Below are 18,721 nucleotides of genomic sequence, written 5' to 3'. Positions count from 1 at the left end.
TTATGCATATTGGTTGCCATCTCTCGTCTTCGGGAGGCTTCTTGGCGATGGGCGAGACAGCCCTTTCCATTGGAGCCGATACGTTCCAGTTCTTTACGCGTAATCCGCGTGGCGGTGCCGCAAAGCCTTTTGATAAGGCTGATGCCGAAGCTCTGAATGCTTTTATGGATGCCCATAGCTTTGCGCCGATTCTTGCCCATGCTCCTTACACGTTGAACGCTTGTGCGGCTGATCCGTCGCTTAGGCAGTACGCTCAAGACGTGATGAAGGATGACTTGTTCCGCATGGATCATTTCCCGCGAGCAATGTATAATTTTCATCCCGGAAGCCATGTGAAGCAAGGTGCCGAGGTCGGAATTGAACTTATTTCCCAGCACTTGAATAATATTCTGCATAAGGATTTGAAGACAAAGGTGCTGCTGGAGACGATGGCAGGGAAGGGGTCCGAAGTAGGGCGCACTTTCGAGGAGTTGCGGGCGATAATCGATCGCGTAGAACTCAGCGAAAAGGTTGGCGTTTGTTTGGATACATGCCACGTATTTGATGGTGGTTATGATATTGTAAACCATCTGGACGATGTGCTTGAATCTTTCGACAAGGTTATTGGACTCAAGCGTTTGCATGCTGTTCATCTGAATGATAGCAAGAATCCTATGGGTAGCCACAAGGATCGCCATGAAGTGATTGGTGGCGGAAATATTGGGCTCGAGGCTCTTGTGAACGTGGTAAATCATCCGGCGCTGAAAGGACTTCCGTTCTATTTGGAAACTCCGAATGAGTTGCCCGGCTATGCACAAGAGATTGCCTTGATGCGCAGTCGTGAACGCTAAAAAAGTTGAACTTTTTTACGCTTATACCTTGACAAAAGAATAGAAATCATCTATATTTGTGCCCGTCGATGCTTCATAGCTCAGTTGGTAGAGCCCGCGACTGTTAATCGCGTTGTCCTTGGTTCGAGTCCAAGTGAAGCAGCTCAAAACCCTCGATCGAAAGATCGGGGGTTTTGTGTTTTTGCCCCAATAACAAAAATTGAATAAAAACGAAAAATGCGTGCAATACCCTTGACAAAAGAATAGAAAACGTCTATATTTGTGCCCGTCGATGCTTCATAGCTCAGTTGGTAGAGCCCGCGACTGTTAATCGCGTTGTCCTTGGTTCGAGTCCAAGTGAAGCAGCTCAAAACCCTCGATCGAAAGATCGGGGGTTTTGTGTTTTAGGTTAAATCGCGTCATGGAGGGCTTGATCCGCTTTCTCTCACATCGGTTGAAAAATCCCGGGCGGTGGAACCGTCCGGGATGAATTGTTTGATTTTTACAGGTCGCGCGTTTGGTTGGTCGCGAAAATTACCTGCTGTATGCAGTCCAGCGTTTCTTGAATCTGGGTTCGTCGATAACCTTACCCCAGATGAATCCACGGCGGACGCTTTCCCGGCTTATAGAGCGCTCAACAGAGCGCTTTTTAAGCGGGTCTGTAATCTCGGTAGGTTCTCCAGAATAGCCGTTTTCGATATCGCTTTTGCGGGCGGCTTCGTCTGCTTCTTCGCGAGCCTTGCGGGCACGTTCTTCGAGAATCTTGAGCTGGCTTTGTTTTTCGCTTAACGCCGAAGACACATTTGCGTGTGGCTTCATGGACTCAAGGTGCTCGTGTGATAACAGGTTGTTCAGCTCTGCGACATCTTGTACGAGAACGTCATATACGCCTTCTCCCATATCATGACCGATGATGCGGTGGAGCTGAAGTTGAGAAATCATCTCGATAGCACTACCTTCGGACATTTCGAATTCATCCATCAGGTATTCGACATCGATAATGTCTAACTGGACGATGTTCTCTGCAACTTCTCGCATGGTCACATGATTTCCCATGCGATGATTGCTCTCGGGAATGGGTGGGGGCATTGGAGATTCCATCGTTCCTTGGGAAGCCTCGCGTTGTGCTGCTTCAAACTGCTTGATGTACTCTTGCAGTTTGCGGGCGGCGAATGGCTTTGGCTCCGGAGGAGCGTCCTCGTCTGTCCTTTCGTCGAAATCTTCGTCGCTGGTTTCGTCTTCGAGGTCATGCGAAGAATCCGTCTCAGAATTTTGCCACGGCGGTGGCTGCTGCTGAGACTTCTTCTTTGCATTTGCCCGCTTGATGAGAGCGTCAATGACAAAGATGGCGATGAATATGAGTAATGATTCCATGGGCTAAACCCTTTTGGTCAAATTACTTGTTCACTTCCGGGGCGGTTCCGATTTCTTTACGCATTTGCGTGTCGGCTTCGATGTTCTTGAGGTTGTAGTAGTCCATCACGCCGAGCTTTCCGTCGCGGAGAGCGGTTGCCATAGCCATCGGGATTTGGGCTTCGGCTTCCACAAGTTTTGCCTTCATTTCCATCACCTTGGCCTTCATTTCCTGTTCTGCAGCAAATGCCATGGCGCGGCGTTCTTCTGCCTTTGCCTGAGCGATCTTCTTGTCTGCTTCGGCACGGTCGGTTTCGAGGATAGCACCAATGTTCTGACCCACGTCCACATCAGCAATGTCGATGGAAAGGATTTCGAATGCTGTACCTGCGTCAAGGCCGGAGGCGAGCACCTTCTTGGAAATCATGTTCGGGTTTTCGAGCACTTCTTTGTGGCTCTGTGCAGAACCGATGGAGGACACGATGCCTTCGCCAACGCGGGCTACGACCGTTTCTTCGCCGGCACCACCGACGAGTTTCTGGATGCTGGCGCGCACAGTGATACGGGTAATGGCGTGGAGCTGAATACCGTCGAGAGCCACAGCGGAAACCTTCGGAGTTTCGATGACCTTCGGGTTCACGGACATCTGCACAGCTTCGAGCACGTTACGGCCGGCAAGGTCAATGGCTGCAGCTTCCTTGAAGTCGAGCTTGATGTTTGCCTTGTTGGCAGCGATGAGTGCCTGGATCACACGGAGCACGTTACCGCGGGAGAGGTAGTGGGCTTCGAGCAAGTTCGTATCGACCGGGAGACCCGCCTTGCAGCTGAGGATTCGGGCTTCCACGATGACCTGAGGCGGAACCTTACGGAGGCGCATACCGATGAGCTGGAAAATGCTCACGTTTGCCTTGGAGAACAAGGCCTGGAGCCAGAGGCTAAAGAACTTGCCGATAAAGGCGAGAACGATGATGACGACGATGGCGGCAATGATAATGCCAACGGTAAGAAGTGTATCCATTTGTTTTTCTCCAAGTTAGTTGTTTTGTTTAAAATCTATGTTAGGCGCGGGTTACCCAGATGTGGGCTTCTTGCACGGATTCGACCTTGACGTTTTCGCCGGCTTCGATGATTTCGCCGTGGGTCTGTACGTCGAAAAGTTTTGTACTTCCATCCGGCAGAGTAAAGCTTGCTTGGCCTACAGGGCGGAGGAATGTTTTGGCTGTTCCGACAGTGCCAATGGCGACTTCTTGCACAGCTTCGGTCGGGGAGACGGCTGTTTCCATGTCGGTCTTGAGCATCGGAGTCCAGCCTTCTGGTAAAAGCGGAATCAGGTACTTGCTTGCGGCAATCGGGATGATGAGTGCTATTGCTGCACTCCCGAGAACGAAGAACAACCCGAATAGCCATGGGGTGGCATCGAATGTTGTTTCGACGGCTTCTGGGACGTATTCCGGGATGTTTGCCGTATCAAAGCTCATGATGAGTGCGATAATCATGCAGGCGATGCCGCCAACGCCGAATAGGAACGTGCCCGGCATGACGAATATCTCGACTAAGAACAAAATCACGCCTGCCACAAGCAGAATTGCCGGGATGTAGCCGTCGAGCTGCGGTGCGAACTGCCCGAAAAAGACGATGCCGATAAGGATGATACCGATAATGCCGAACATTCCAAATCCAGGCGTCTTAAATTCTATATAAAGTGCACCGAATCCGAGTATCAGGAGGATGCCTGAGATAGCGGCGATGGCGCTTGCGATTTTCTCGCCGGTGTTCGTTTCGACTTCGCTTTTGCGTTCGATGGCGAGTTTTGTTTCAAAGTCTTCGCGGTTCTTGAATGTACCTCTGGAGAAACCGAGCTCTTCGGCTTCCTTGTCGGTCATGGTCAAGAGTTCGCCTTCTTTTACGAGAATCTTGGGCGCGCCCCAGAACTTCTTTTCGGTGCTGTCGAGGACTGCAAACTTTTTGCCTTCAATGATAAGCGTGGTGTCGCGCTGTGTCGGCGTTCCCTTATCAAGCGTGGCGGTAAGCTCAAGTACTTCGAGTTCCGGAGTCACAAACGAGGAGGCTAGGAGCTCGGGATAGTTGTTGCGCTGGGCGAGGTTCCTGAACTTTGCGCGGAGCGGGGACTGGATCTTTTCACCGACGATTTGCGGTGTACCGTCGCCACCTTGCACAATCGGGGCGCAGTCGCCAATAGTTGTGGCTTCGAGCATGTAGAGGCGTTTGCAGGCAAGTGCGATGAGCGAACCCGCGCTTATTGCCTTCTTTTTCACGAGAGCGATGGTTTCGGGACCCTTGACGGCCATGATGGTATCGACGAGGTCGAATGCGGCATCAAGGCGACCGCCGAACGTGTTTATTTCAAAGACGATGTAGTCCGGTTTCTTTTCGAGCGCCTCACCAATAGCGCGGGCGCAGAATTCGTACATGGCGGGGTCGACGTCGCCTTCCAGTTTAATCCAGACCGCCTGCTTTTTGGGGGCTGAAATCTCGGTTTTTGCGGAATTGACCACTGGTGTTGTGACGGTTGTCGTATCGGCGAACGTAAATGAGGCTAAAAATGCTAAAAGGAGAAATAATTTGGGTAATAATTTCATATCGTCAATGTATAAAGATTTGTTTTCGTATGGACATATTTTTGTGAAAAAAAGCACGTTTTTAAAGAAAACTAGTTCAAATGCATTTATTTTTTGAAATTTCCCGTCGAAACGCGTTTTCAAAATGTATAATATACTTGGAAATGTTACAAAAAACTTATGAACAATAATTTTTTTAAAAGAAATCTAATTGTATCGCTGCTCCTAGTTGCGTTTTTGTTTATTGTAACAAACGTTTCTTTTTTGTACATAAACAGGCAGGCGATTGACGATAGCTGGGACTCCCTTGACGAAGTTGCCTATGCTTCCGAAGCGAAGATGGGCTTTTTAGGCCGTTCGCTTTTGAGCGCTCTTTCCAATATTTCGACCGTGGTGGGGATGGAAGAAAACCTCCTCTCCGAAAATATGGTGCGTATGATTCGCGGCACCCGCATCGGTCCCTTGGTGTCGGTGGTTCGCCTTTATTTGCCCGATGGTCACATTATTGCAGACCATGCCGTTGTTTTTGACTCTTCGTATATTCAGCATTATCAGAAAATCGTATCTCCCAAGCCGTACATTTCGAAAGTGGGTCGCGATGTTGTTCATTCCGAAAATATCGTGTTTGAACAGATGGTGCCTGTCCGTCGTAGGGGGCAGGTGGTGGCTATGCTTTCTGCTGTTTCCGAAATCAAGCCGCTATATGGCTATGTCGCGTCAAATGCGTTCAAGGGTAAGGTTTCCCTGATTGTGGTTGACCGTCGAGATGGGTCTTTTGTTGTCGAAAAAACGGGAAAATGGAAGAATTTTAATGATCTGGTAAGGACTATCAATCCCAAGAGCGGTTATTCTTTGGATGAATGGGCTGCTAACGTGATGAAGGGTGAAAGTGCGCATTTGTCGTACGAGGAAACTTCGTCGGATGAGGCTAAGCTTTTGGTGGCTCTGCCTTTGTTTGGTGGCTGCTGGACTCAGCTTTTGTATGTCAACGAAAATATTGCATTTGCCCGTGTCGATAAAATCCGCAAGTTCTATATCGGAATTTCAGCCATTGAACTTCTCGTGATTCTTTTGTACTTGCTGCGCACGGTGTGGAATGCTCGCCGCATGGCCGAGGCCGAAAGTAACGAGTATTCCGAAATTGCCGATGCCTTGAGCGGAACTTACGAATGCATTTTCTACGTGAACGTTCTGGACGATACATTTGACACGTTCCATTCCGACAGGCTTATGGATAAGCTACACGAAGAGGTTCACGGAAAGGACTTCTTCTTTGAATCGATATCGAGCTTGCGTCATAATCTTTATGAAGACGATCTTGAAATTGTCATGCACTTTATGGAAAAGGGTTCCTTCTTAAAACGTCTTGAAGAAAATCCAAGTGCATCTGTAGAGTACAGGCTTGTCATTGATGGAAATCCGCAGTTCTATCGTATGAAGGCGATTAAGTCCAGTAAGGACGAAAATCATGTCATCGTGGCTGTTGAAAATATCGATTCCGAAGTCAATAAGGCTGTTGCTCAACGTCAGGAAATGGACCGTAATAACAGGGTGATTGAATCCCTGGCTTCTGACTTTGACTTTGTGAACTACGTAACGATTGGCGAAGATTCCTCTTCTGACTTTGTGGTGACGTACCGCGCTAGTTCTGTGCTTTTGAAGGCAATCCCTGGATGGTCTTCTGAAAAGAGTTTCTCTAAGAGAATGGATCTGTTGCTCAAGTATCTTGTCTGTGATTCTGACAAAAATCAGTTCCAGGTGCAGACGAGCCGCGATCGCCTTGTCTCGACGTTGAAGAACGAATCGGTGATTCATGTCAACTTCAAGATCAAGCTTGAAGGCAAGGAAGTTTGTTACCAGATGAAGATTATTGCCGACAAGGATGAAATTGGCAATCTCAAGGGTATCGTTTTTGGTCTGCACAGTGTCGATGAAGAAATCAAGAAGCAGATGGAAATCCAGTCGAACCTGAAGCAGAACCTTGAAATTATCGACATTCTTTCGGAAGATTATTCATCACTCTTCTACTTCAATCTTGTCGATAACACAAGCGGTGTTCTTGCTGTTCGTGAAGATATTAGGGCTGCTTTAAAGGATCCTTTTGCCAACTGCGAAAGGCTGGAAGATGTCTTTAAGGCGTTTGTCCTGGATATGGCGCACCCGGATGACCGTGAAAAGCTTATCGGGCTTGCTTCTAGAGAGTATGTGGCCGGACAGCTTATGCACCAGAAGCGCTTGACCATTGTATTTAGACACCTCTACGGTACTGAATACAAGTACACGCGTCTCGTGTTTGCCAAGGCTGAACCGATTGATGTCCCGCCGAAGCTTATCGCTGTTGGCTTTGTCGAAGTGGATGCCCAGTACCGTGCAGAAACGGAACACCAGGAAAATATTGAACGCATTATGAGCCTTTCGGACCAGTATGAAGTCGTGTTCGATGTCAATATCGATACGGGCTTGTTTAGCGTTTCGTTGAAAGGCGGAAAGTTCAAGGATGTCGTTAATGAAGAGACTGGAGAAGGCGTTGACTTCTTTAAGGACAGGGTGAAGGATGTCCGCAAGATTGTCTATAAGGACGATGTGGATTTGATTTTCCATGCTCTTAATCGAGATAATGTTATTGCTCGCTTGCAACATGAAAACTCGTTCTTCCAGGATTATCGACGCGTAACTAGCGAAGGCCTTAAATGGTACCGCATGAAGGTGACCAAGATGGGTGACTGGTCTAAGAACCGTCGCGTACTCGTTGGGCTCTTTAATAACGATGTCATTTATCGTAAGGAAATGGCGCAGCAGGCGGCTTTGGAACAGGCGCTTGAAATGGCGAAGTCCGCATCGCGTGCAAAGACGATGTTCCTTAACAACATGAGCCATGATATTCGTACTCCGATGAATGCTATTATCGGTTATACGGAACTGGCGACCATGCATATTGGCAACAAGGAGCAGGTCAAGGGATTCCTTGGAAAGATTGAACTTTCGTCGAATCACTTGCTGTCGCTTATTAACGATGTGCTTGACATGAGCCGTATTGAATCGGGCAAGCTGAACTTGAATGCAAAGCCGGAACACCTGCCCGAGATTATCCATACGCTCAAGGATATTGTGCAGGCGGATATCAATGCAAAGAAGTTGCAGTTCTTTGCCAATAGTATCGGTGTCCACAATGAAGATGTTGTCTGTGATAGGCTTCGTTTGAATCAGGTTTTATTGAACGTGATTTCGAATGCTATCAAGTACACACCTGCAGGTGGCTCTATCTGGTTCTCCGTGGAGCAGAAGGAATCTCCGGAACCGGGCTTTGGGGCTTATGAATTTAGGATCAAAGACTCGGGCATTGGCATGAGTGAAGATTTCTTGCCGAAGATTTATGATGCCTTTACGCGTGTGAACTCCTCGACGGTTTCTGGTATTCAGGGAACTGGCCTTGGCATGGCGATTACAAAGAACATAGTCGATATGATGAAGGGTTCCATTGATATCAAGAGCAAGGTGGATGAAGGAACCGATGTCGTTATCGATTTTAAGTTCAAGCTTGCTGGGACTAAGCAGGAATCGTCTCGCATCAAGGAACTGGAAGGCAAGAGGGTTCTTGTCATTGATGATGATGTGGACTGCGCTAAGAGCATTCCGCAGATTTTTAAGGAATTTGGCGTTGATGCGGAGTGTTGCTATTCCGGTGCGGATGCCTTGAAACGAGTGGATGCTTTGAAGAATGAAGGACGTTCTTATGATGCGTTCCTCGTGGACTGGCGCATGCCGAACATGGATGGCATGAAGACGACGAAGATGCTTCGCGAATTGCTGGGGAATGATATCCTCGTGATTGTGATGTCTGCTTATGAATGGTCGGATATCGAGGACAAGGCGACTGAAGTTGGAATCCACAACTTTGTGAGCAAGCCGGTGTTCCCGTCAGATGCCCGTGATACGCTGATGCGTAGTTTTGGGCTGATGCAGGCGGAAACTCCTGTGTCGGATAAGAAAGTCAGCTTTAACGGTAAGAAGGTGTTGCTTGTCGATGACAACGAACTGAACCGTGAAATTGCTCAGGAAATTCTGGAAGACTGCGGAATCCTTGTGACGACGGCTTGCGATGGCGAGAAGGCGGTGGAGTACATGAAAAATGTACAGCCGGGCGCCTGCGACTTGATCTTGATGGATGTCCAGATGCCGATTATGGATGGTTACGAGGCAACGCGGCTTATCCGTAAGCTCGATAACAAGATTGCGGCGGATATCCCGATTATTGCTATGACGGCAAACGCGTTTGCTGATGACCAGCAGGCGGCTTTGGATGCCGGCATGAACGAGCATGTGGCAAAACCCGTGAACGTCAGCAAACTGAAGGAAGTTCTGTCAAGATTCTTGTAGAGCAGTAAGACAAGGGCTTGGAAAATTGACTGGATGGGGCTAAAGCCCCAACTCTTTGGCTCGGTTATGTCCATGCAAGCATGGTCGCAACACTCGCCTTCTGAGTTGTCTTCACTATCGTTCAGGATGACGATTGTGTTGACGTCATTCTGACCCTGAAAGGGGAAGAATCCAGTTAAAAAGACCCTTTTTCCTGCATTTTCTAATAACTAATAACTATTAACTAACCACTAATTTTCTATATATGAGCTCAAATTGCATTTTTGCCTGGGTCCTGTGACCAGATTCGCCAATTCCACTGGTGCTAGAGCAGTAAACTCGGACAAAAACATGTAATGAAACAAACAATCAAAAAAAGGAATGGCTACAATGGCTACTATCACAAAAGAAAAGGCTGCAGAACTCACCGCTAAGTTTGGTGCTAACGAAAAGGACACCGGTAACGTCCGCGTTCAGATCGCTATCCTCACGGAAAAGATCAAGAACCTCACCGAACACATCAAGACCAACAAGAAGGACTTCCACTCTCTCCGCGGTCTGTCCATGATGGTTGCAAAGCGCAAGAACCTTCTCAAGTACTACGGCGAAAAGGACATTATCGCTCAGCGTGCATTGATCAAGGATCTCGGTCTCCGCGGCTAATTCTCTGACTGGAGATTTTTATGTCAACAGAAGCTTATCAAGCTAAATACGGCAAGATGCTCGACCCGAAGGAAGTGTCTGTAAACCTTCCGGATGGTCGTGTCATTACGTTTGAAACAGGCCGTATCGCAAAGCAGGCACGTGGTTCTGCTGTCGCCAAGATGGGGGACGCGTTTGTCCTTTCTACCGTTTGCTACGGTGAAGAAAAGGATGGTGACTTCTTCCCTCTGACAGTTGAATACCGCGAAAAGTCTTACGCTGCCGGACGCCTGCCTGGTGGCTATAGCAAGCGCGAACCGGGTCGTCCGAGCGATGAAGAAATTCTTTCTGCTCGTATCATCGACCGTCCGATTCGTCCGATGTTCCCGGAAAACTTCACTCGTGAAGTCCAGGTCATCGTTCAGGTTCTTTCTTCCGACAAGAAGTTCGCTCCGGACGTTCTTGGCGTAAGTGCTGCATCTCTCTCTATCGGTCTTTCTGAACTCCCGTTCGAACAGCAGGTCGCTGCTGTTCGCGTGGCTGTGGTCGATGGCCAGAACATCGTGATGCCGACTTATGACCAGGTTGCCGTGGCCGATCTAGACCTCGTGGTCGCCGGTACGGAAGACTCTGTGTGCATGGTCGAAGGTGGTGCTTACGAAGTGTCCGAAGACACGATGATTGGCGCTATCCTCGCTGGTCACGAAGTCATCAAGCAGATGTGCAAGGCCCAACAGGAACTGGTGGACCGCTGTGCTAAGCCGAAGATGGAACTCAAGCCGAAGTTTGTTGGTGAAGAACACGACAAGCTCGTTGCTACGGTTAAGGAAGTTGTCTGGGACGAACTGAACAAGGACGTCCACTCTAACATGGTGAAGACGGACTTCTATCCGGCTATGGCAGACCTCTGCGCTCGTATGCTCGAAGATCCGCGTATCCTCGCTATCATCGGTGAAGGCGAAGCACAGAATGCTCAGCTCGCTGCAGATGCAAAGGGCATCTTCAGTGACCTCGAACGCACGGCTATGCGCGAAATGATTTTGAACGAAGGCGTTCGTCTTGACGGCCGTACCACGACCGAAGTCCGCCCGATCGAAATCGAAATGGGCGTGCTCCCGCGTGCTCACGGTTCTGCAATCTTCCAGCGTGGCGAAACCCAGGGTCTCGTCATTTGTACGCTTGGAACAAAGGCTGACGAACAACGTTTCGAAAGCTTGCAGGGCGAAGGCGCAAAGAGCTACATGCTCCATTACAACTTCCCGCCGTTCTCCGTCGGTGAATGCAAGAAGCTCGGTCTCTCTCGCCGTGAAATTGGTCACGGTCACTTGGCCGAACGCTCCCTCGCTGCAGTTCTTCCGCTCCCGGAAGACTTCCCGTACACGATCCGCGTGGTTTCCGAAATCATGGAATCCAACGGTTCTTCTTCCATGGCCTCTGTTTGCGGTGGCTGCCTCAGCTTGATGGACGCTGGCGTTCCTATCAAGGCTCCGGTTGCAGGTATCGCCATGGGCCTCATCTCCGAAAAGGGCTCCGTCAAGGAAGGCGGCAAGATCAAGATCTTGTCCGACATTACCGGTACGGAAGACCACCTCGGCGATATGGACTTCAAGGTAACGGGTACTGCTGAAGGTATCACTGCATTCCAGATGGACATCAAGATCCGCGGTATCACCCCGGAACTCATGCGCGAAGCTTTGGAACAGGCTCGTCAGGGCCGTATCCATATCCTCGGCAAGATGGCTGAACTCGGTCTCCCGGCACCGCGTCCGCACGTTTCTGAAAAGGCTCCGACGATGCTCAAGATGCGCATCCCGACCACGAAGATTCGTGACGTTATCGGTTCCGGTGGCTCTGTCATCAAGGGTATGCAGGCTCAGACTGGCTGCACCATCAACATTGACGACAACGGCAATATCGACATCGCTGCCCCGACGGGTAAGGCTGGTGAAGTTTGCCGCCGCATGATCGAAGAACTCACTGCAGAACCGGAACCGGGTCGCAAGTACAAGGGCAAGGTGAAGACGATCCAGCCGTTTGGCGCATTCGTCGAAATCCTCCCGGGTCGCGATGGTCTCGTTCACATCTCTGAACTTGCCGACCGCCGTGTCGATAAGGTCGAAGATGTTGTTCACGTCGGTGACGAAGTCGAAGTGCTCTGCCTCGGTGTTGACCCGAAGGGCAAGGTGAAGCTCTCTATGAAGGCTTTGCTCCCTCCGAAGGCTGCCCCGGCTGCTGAAGCTGCTCCGGAAGCACCTGCTGCCGAAGCTCCGACTGAAGCTTAGTCTTGGTTTAGTCCAAATTGGCTCTTTTATGGAAACGCATGGTTTAGGCTATGCGTTTTCTTTTTTATTTTTTGTATGGGATTTTTTGCAAAGAGGACTTTTTTAGGAGGCGGATTGCTCTTTTTTGCAAAAATAGATTACCTTTATAAATAGTTACATACCAGTTGCGGATATGGGTTACATCTATTTAACATTGATGTTTGTTTTGTCTGCTGTCAACTTGGCAGTGCTTTCGCTTCGTTTTCAAAACCAGCGAAATAATTACGTTTATTACGCCTTCTATGCGATCCTTGTCGCGAATTTTGGTCACTGGCTTTTAGGTTTTTCGGAATCCGTTGAAGGGGCGATTATTGCCAACAAGGTGAACTACCTTGGTGGGTCGTTTTTGCCGATGTTCATGTTCTTTGCGCTTTTGCAAGTTTGCAAGATGAGCATCCCTAGATGGTTGCACTTGACCCTTATCTTTATGAGCTTTGCCATTTGTGCATTGGCGATGACGGTTGGCTATTTCCCGGCATATTACAAGACTGTGGAGTATGTGGTTCAGGCGGGTGTCGGTAACTATGTGGCGACATATGGCTGGGCTCATGGCTTGTTTAATGCATTCCTGGTAAGCTATGTAATCCTGGATATCTGGATTATCATTCGAGCCATTTTGCATCAGAAAATGGTTTCGCTCAAGAATATCATTGCCATGATTATTGGCGAAATTGCGACAATCATGTCGTTCTTCTTGGCTAGATTCTTGGGAAGCGACATGCTCATTATGCCGTTTATCTATGCCCTTGACCAGATCCTCCTGTTGTACATTTGCAACAACGTCAAATGGTACGATATTACGGAATGTGTGATTGAATCGATTGAAACGGAAAGTTCCTGTGCGTACATGTCGTTCTCCATTGATGGCGCCTATTTGGGTGCAAACCGCATTGCTATGGACTTTTTCCCGGAACTCGTCAAGATGAGAGTGGATGCCCACTTGAAAGGCGAGACGGAATTGCAACAGCACATTATTTCGTGGATCGAGAAGTACAGAAAATCAAGGATTTTGACAGACTACTGCCAGATGACCGAATTCAACTATTCGGGGCGCCACTACAAGTGCGAGGTTAAAGTCTTGAGACAGGTCCACGGGAAAAACGTGTTCCTGTTCAGAATCGAAGACAATACGCAGGAAAGGCAGTATATTGACGCTCTTGGACGTAGCAATTCCATGTTGCAAAAGAACATGGTGCAGACTGAGAACGAAAAACTCTCGGTGCAGGAAAAGTGGATTGTCGGTATGGCGCAGATGGCGGAAAGCCGTGCGGGGAACATGGACGGTCACATCAAGCGTACGAGCGAAGTTGTGAAGATCCTTGTTTCGATGATGCGCAAGAAGGGCTTTGATAACTTGTCCGATAAGTTCCTCGATGTGCTGATTGCTGCCGCTCCGATGTACGATTTGGGTAAGGTGGCTATTGACGATGCCGTGTTGCGCAAGCCGGGACGTTTCAACGTTGATGATCGTGAAATCATGAAGACTCATGCGGAGAAGGGTGCTAACATTATCGAGAAGCTTCTCTCTGATGTGAAAGACAGTTATTTTGTCAGTGTCGCGAAGAACATGGCGCTTTACCATCACGAACGCTGGGATGGTCAGGGATACCCGGAGCAACGCTCTGGCGAAGATATCCCGATGGAAGCTAGAATTATGGCTCTTGCCGATGTGTACGATGCTTTGGTAAGCAAGCGTTGCTACAAGGAACGCATGTCGTTTAGGGAAGCTCGTGATGTGATTTTGGCGTCGATGGGCAAGCAGTTTGACCCGCATTTGAAGGATTCGTTCTTGGAATGCCAGGATCAGTTGATGGATTATTACTGTTCTGTTGATCATTGATTGAACTTGTTTGAGAGAGTGGTATGTTTGTTATCTATTACTTGATTGCGATGTGTGTCTTCTCGGGAGTGAACGCCTGTTTGCTCTCGTGCTTTTATCGCAGACCGCTAAATACTTATTTTACGGCATTCTTCTTTTCGATTGTTCTTGCCGATTTTGGTTACCTGTTCCTCGCTCTTTCGACGACGATTGAGGGCGCTATTGTTGCGAATAAAGTTTGCTATTTGGGCGCTTGCTTCTTGCCGCTTTTCTTGTTCTTGTTGATTTGCCGTCTGTGCTCTTTTGATTTGTCCAGATGGATCAAACTGCTGATGTTCCTGTATAGCGCCTTTGTATTTGCGCTTTCTTGTACGGTGGGCTTTAGCGATGTGTTTTATGAATCGGTTCGCTACGTTGTCTTAAATGGTTTTGGCAGCTATATGCCGACATATGGACCTGGTCATGTATTGTGGGATTTCTTGCTGTACTTCTACATGGTGGCAAATGTTGTCGTGATTATTGTTGCGGCAAAGAAAAAGCGCAATGTCAGTTACAAGACTTTGATTGCGATTGCTGGGCTTGCTTTTGTTTCCATTGGTGCGTTTATCTTGACGCGTAATTTGGAAAACGACACTTTGCTCATGCCGCTTGTGTACTTGATTGATGAACTGGTTTTGCTTTACATTTGTGCGTTGGTCAAAATGCACGATGTGATGAACAGTGTGCTTGAATCTCTGGAAGCTGAAAATACGGCGGCGTACTTGGCGTTCTCTCCGAAAGGTCAGTATTTGGGATGCAATGATATTGCAAGTCGCTATTTCCCGGAACTCTTGGATTGCCGTGTAGACCATGCATTGCCAAGTGATATTGAAATTGAAGGCATCTTTAAAGAGGGAATGGAACAACTGAAGGGCGCTAATGGCGACAAGGTTTATCGCTTCACTTACAAGGATCGCTATTTCAAGGCGGTGATGCGCAATGTGCGCCAGAACAAGAAATTGCAGATTTTCCTGTTCCGCATTGAAGATGAAACAAATATCCAGCGCTACATTGAACGCTTGGATGCGAACAATACAGAGCTTGCCGCATTGATCAAGAATAACAAGGATCAGATTCGCTTGTTCCAAAACCAGATGCTTGTTGGCATGGCAGAAATGGTTAACAACAAGGATGGCTTTACGGGAGCTCATCTGAAGCGTACAAAGGAAGTGGTCAGTATTCTTGTCTCCAAAATGCAGAAGGACCCGGATCTCAATTATTCGAAAGAATTCTATGATGACATGATTGCTGCAGCACCGATGCATGATATTGGAAAGATTGCCATTGATGATCACGTGCTTTGCAAGCCGGGCAAGTTTACGCCTGAAGAATTTGATGAGATGAAGACGCACGCCGAAAAGGGCGCTATCATTATCAAGAATTTGCTTTCGAATTTCCAAAGCGAACTGTTTGTGGAAATTGCAAAGAACATGGCTGGTGGCCACCACGAACGCTGGGACGGCAGTGGCTATCCGTATGGACTCAAGGGAGAGGCAATTCCGCTGGAAGCTCGCGTGATGGCTGTTGCGGATGTGTATGACGCTCTCGTGAGTAAGAGGTGTTACAAGGAAGCGTTCTCCTTTGATGATGCTTACGATATCATCGACAAGTCGATGGGCAAGCACTTTGATCCGAACCTCAAGAAGTATTTTGACCAGAGCCGCGAGGAACTCGAAGAATACTATCGGAAGGAATGCGAAGCGGAAAGGGCTGCTGTCGAAAAGGCTAATTAATTGACGCATTCAGCGTGATTATTGATGGCTCAAAATTGGAAAAAATTCTAAATTTGAGCCATGCTAGATTTTACTACACTTCCGTATGTTGATGACCGTTTTAAGGCGGTTCGCAGGGAAACTGTTCAGGTCCGCGTGGGCGAGGCCTTGATAGGGGGCAACGCCCCCATTTTAGTTCAATCCATGACGACGACCAAGCCGAAGGACGTGGACGAAACCGTCCGCCAGACGCTTGCTCTTGCTAAGGCAGGATGTGGCTTGGTTCGCATCACGACTCCGACTTTTGCCGATGCCGCTGGGCTTGAAGATGTCATGAAGCGCGTGCGCGCTGCCGGTTGCACGGTGCCTGTTTCTGCAGACATCCACTTCCAGCCGAAGGCTGCTTTTGAAGCGCTCAAGTGGGTCGAAAAGGTACGCATCAATCCGGGTAACTTTGTAGATACCGGCATTTTGACACTTGACCAGCAGACGGACAAGTTGTTTGACGAAGGCAAGGAAAAGGTTGCCGAAGCATTTACTCCGTTTGTACAGGAAGCTAAGCGTCTCGGTCGTGCAATTCGCATTGGCGTGAATCACGGCTCGCTTTCGGCTCGTATGATTTACCGCTATGGCGACACCGTGGAAGGCATGGTGGAAAGCGCCTTGGAATATTTGGCGGTTTGCGAAGCAGAACATTTTGACCAGGTGGTCTTGAGTCTCAAGTCGAGCAATCCGCGTGTGGCAATTGCCGCTTACCGCTTGCTCGCAGCTCGCTTGAAGCAGGAAAACTTCAAGCCGTATCCGTTCCACGTGGGTGTGACGGAAGCAGGTGCAGGTGCAGATGGTCGTTTGAAGTCTGCCGCTGGCATTGGCGCTTTGTTGCTCGATGGCCTTGCCGATACGATTCGCGTTTCGCTTACTGAAGATCCGGTGGCAGAAGTTCCTGTCGCACAGGACTTGATTGAAGCTTGCGAACTCAAGGCTGACGCTCCGAAGTTTGATGTGCCGGTGTTCAAGAAGGATCCGTATCATTACGAACGTCGCGAATCTTCTGTGGAGAAGATTGCTGGCGTGGAAATTGGCGGTAGCCTTCCGGTGAAGGTGGGCGTGAAGTCTGATGCCGCAAGCCTCACGGGCGAACGCCGTGGTCCTGAATTTGCTTTGGCTGGCTTTGATGCTTCTGCCGGTGCAAACATTGTGACGTTCAAGGACGCTATGGATGTGGCTGGTTTTGCTGCAAATCCGGCGAGCGTTCCGGCGGGCTCTATTTTCTGCTACACAGGTAGTGACATGGTCTATGGCGTGCGTGCTCTTGCTTCTGCTTTGGCTGCCGCTGGCCGCAAAGACCCGATTCTGCTTTATGCAAAGATTGGTAGCTCGGACAAGGACATGCTCCGTGTTTCTGCCGACTTTGGAAGCCTCTTGACGGATGGTCTTGGCGATGCCGTTGTGATTGACGGCTACAAGGGCGCTAAGGAATCTGTTGCGCTCGCATTTGATATTTTGCAGGCTGCTGCATGCCGCCGTAGCAAGACAAACTTTATCAGCTGTCCGGGCTGCGGTCGCACGCTGTATGACATTCGCACGGTGCTCGGCAAAATTAAGGAACGCTTTGGTCACTTGCAGGATATTTCCATCGCAGTGATGGGCTGCATTGTGAATGGTCCGGGCGAAATGGCGGACGCCGACTTTGGCTACGTCGGTGGTGGTCCTGGCCGCATTACACTTTTTGAAGGCAAGACCGCAGTGAAGAAGAACATCCCTGAAGAAAACGCGATTGAAGAACTTGTGAATTTGCTCAAGGAAAAAGGTCGCTGGGTGGAACCGTAAAAGTTTTAACTTAAAACAAAGGAATGAAAAATGGCAACTATTAAGACAATGAACAACATTTCCAAGAAAGGCTTGGGCTTGTTTGGCCCGTTCTATCAGGTTTCCGATTCTATCGAAAATCCGGATGCTATCTTGGTGCGTTCTGCTCAAGTTGATACCGACAATTTTGACGGCCTTTTGGCTGTCGCTCGCGCTGGTGCAGGCGTGAACAACATCACGATTGACAAGGCTTCTGCAAAGGGCATTTGCGTGTTCAACACTCCGGGTGCAAACGCAAACGCTGTTGCTGAACTCGTGATGACCGTGCTCGGCATGGCTGTCCGTAACGCAGACAAGGCTGCTGCTTGGGTCAAGGGTCTCGACGTGAACGATCCGGATCTCGCAAAGACTGTTGAAAGCGGCAAGAAAAAGTTTGCTGGTATGGAACTTGCCGGCAAGACTCTCGGTGTTGTTGGCCTCGGCAAGATCGGTGTGCTCGTTGCTAACTATGCCCGTTGGAAGAACATGCGCGTGATCGCTTACGAACCGTATCCGAACGCAAACAACATGCATGAACTTTCTAACAAGGTCGAAATTGCTGACCTCGACACCGTGATTGCAAATTCTGATTTCCTCACGGTTCATGTTCCGTTCATCAAGGGCGTTACCGAAAACCTCCTCAATCGCAAGAACCTCGCTCAGTTCAAGGGTTCCTACATCATGAACTTTGCTCGTGGCGGCATCGTTGAAATGGATCCGGTGAACGAAATGCTCGCTTCTGGTTCCCTCCAGGGTTACCTCTGCGACTTCCCGACTGCAGAACTCATCAAGAACGACAAGGTCACTTGCTTCCCGCACCTCGGCGCTTCTACTGAAGAAGCTGAAGAAAACTGCGCAGTGATGGCTGTTGAAGAATTGAAGGACTACATCGAATACGGTTGCGTCCGCAATTCCGTGAACTTCCCGGCTCTCGTCGATCATCCGCATGCAGGCATCAAGAGCCGCGTGGTCGTGATCAACCAGGACGTTCCGAACATGATTTCTGAAATCACGAAGGTGTTCGGTGCAGAAGGCATCAACATTGCTTCTTTCAGCAACAAGAGCAATGGCAAGATCGGTTACAACCTCGTTGACGTTGAAAGCAAGGTCGATGATTCCATCGTCGAAAAGCTCTCCAAGCTCGACAAGGTCATCAAGGTCCGCGTAATCCACTTCTAGTCATTGGTCAATGGTCTTTGGTTATTAGATTTCAATCAGGCGGCGAAGCCGCGATTGTTAAACT

Annotated in this window: 11 protein-coding genes and 2 tRNA genes; 10 read left to right on the top strand and 3 right to left on the bottom strand. The window is 48.9% G+C overall.

Annotated features, from left to right (window positions below):
- The first annotated feature begins 2 nt into the window (after positions 1-2).
- From BUC30_RS14240 to BUC30_RS14230, 3 genes are all read left to right on the top strand, one after another.
- Complete coding sequence (locus BUC30_RS14240) at positions 3-830, top strand: deoxyribonuclease IV (RefSeq protein WP_073442905.1); 828 nt, start codon at positions 3-5, stop codon at positions 828-830.
- A gap of 69 nt (positions 831-899) precedes the next feature.
- Positions 900-972 (top strand) — tRNA-Asn (locus BUC30_RS14235).
- Between the two features lie 130 nt (positions 973-1,102).
- A tRNA-Asn gene (locus BUC30_RS14230) sits at positions 1,103-1,175 on the top strand.
- 168 nt (positions 1,176-1,343) lie between these two features.
- On the opposite strand, the gene BUC30_RS14225 is transcribed toward BUC30_RS14230, so the two are convergent.
- From BUC30_RS14225 to BUC30_RS14215, 3 genes are read right to left on the bottom strand one after another with little or no spacing between them, the layout of a single operon-like run.
- Positions 1,344-2,183 carry a hypothetical protein gene (locus BUC30_RS14225; RefSeq protein WP_073442904.1) on the bottom strand — a complete coding sequence of 280 codons (840 nt, stop codon included), beginning with the start codon at positions 2,181-2,183 and terminating at the stop codon, positions 1,344-1,346.
- A 22-nt stretch (positions 2,184-2,205) separates the two neighbouring features.
- Positions 2,206-3,180 (bottom strand): flotillin-like protein FloA, encoded by a 975-nt coding sequence (gene floA, locus BUC30_RS14220; protein ID WP_073442902.1) that lies wholly within the window; start codon positions 3,178-3,180, stop codon positions 2,206-2,208.
- A 40-nt stretch (positions 3,181-3,220) separates the two neighbouring features.
- On the bottom strand, positions 3,221-4,762 hold the full coding sequence (locus BUC30_RS14215) for an NfeD family protein (RefSeq protein ID WP_073442900.1): 1,542 nt from the start codon (positions 4,760-4,762) through the stop codon (positions 3,221-3,223).
- Positions 4,763-4,978: 216 nt separating this feature from the next.
- Here BUC30_RS14215 and BUC30_RS14210 point away from each other — a divergent pair, with 216 nt between their 5' ends.
- The 7 genes from BUC30_RS14210 to BUC30_RS14180 all read left to right on the top strand — a co-directional run bounded on the left by BUC30_RS14210 (position 4,979) and on the right by BUC30_RS14180 (position 18,657).
- Positions 4,979-9,118, top strand: a complete 4,140-nt coding sequence (locus tag BUC30_RS14210; protein WP_244536668.1) for a hybrid sensor histidine kinase/response regulator — start codon at positions 4,979-4,981, stop codon at positions 9,116-9,118.
- Positions 9,119-9,487: 369 nt separating this feature from the next.
- Positions 9,488-9,760, top strand: coding sequence for a 30S ribosomal protein S15 (rpsO, locus tag BUC30_RS14205; RefSeq protein WP_014547011.1), 273 nt, complete (start codon positions 9,488-9,490; stop codon positions 9,758-9,760).
- 20 nt (positions 9,761-9,780) lie between these two features.
- Positions 9,781-12,021 (top strand): polyribonucleotide nucleotidyltransferase, encoded by a 2,241-nt coding sequence (gene pnp / locus BUC30_RS14200; protein ID WP_073442896.1) that lies wholly within the window; start codon positions 9,781-9,783, stop codon positions 12,019-12,021.
- A 172-nt stretch (positions 12,022-12,193) separates the two neighbouring features.
- A complete protein-coding gene (locus BUC30_RS14195; protein WP_083555917.1) occupies positions 12,194-13,900 on the top strand; it encodes an HD domain-containing phosphohydrolase in 1,707 nt (568 codons plus the stop codon).
- Positions 13,901-13,923: 23 nt separating this feature from the next.
- Positions 13,924-15,651, top strand: coding sequence for an HD domain-containing phosphohydrolase (locus BUC30_RS14190; RefSeq protein ID WP_073442892.1), 1,728 nt, complete (start codon positions 13,924-13,926; stop codon positions 15,649-15,651).
- Between the two features lie 60 nt (positions 15,652-15,711).
- Complete coding sequence (ispG, locus tag BUC30_RS14185; protein WP_073442890.1) at positions 15,712-17,460, top strand: (E)-4-hydroxy-3-methylbut-2-enyl-diphosphate synthase; 1,749 nt, start codon at positions 15,712-15,714, stop codon at positions 17,458-17,460.
- Positions 17,461-17,490: 30 nt separating this feature from the next.
- On the top strand, positions 17,491-18,657 hold the full coding sequence (locus BUC30_RS14180) for a phosphoglycerate dehydrogenase (protein ID WP_014547018.1): 1,167 nt from the start codon (positions 17,491-17,493) through the stop codon (positions 18,655-18,657).
- Positions 18,658-18,721 lie beyond the last annotated feature (64 nt).

Origin of the sequence: Fibrobacter sp. UWB7 (genome assembly GCF_900142945.1) — a bacterium.
In the GTDB taxonomy this organism is placed as follows: domain Bacteria; phylum Fibrobacterota; class Fibrobacteria; order Fibrobacterales; family Fibrobacteraceae; genus Fibrobacter.
This window is presented reverse-complemented; position numbering and strand designations above follow the sequence as displayed.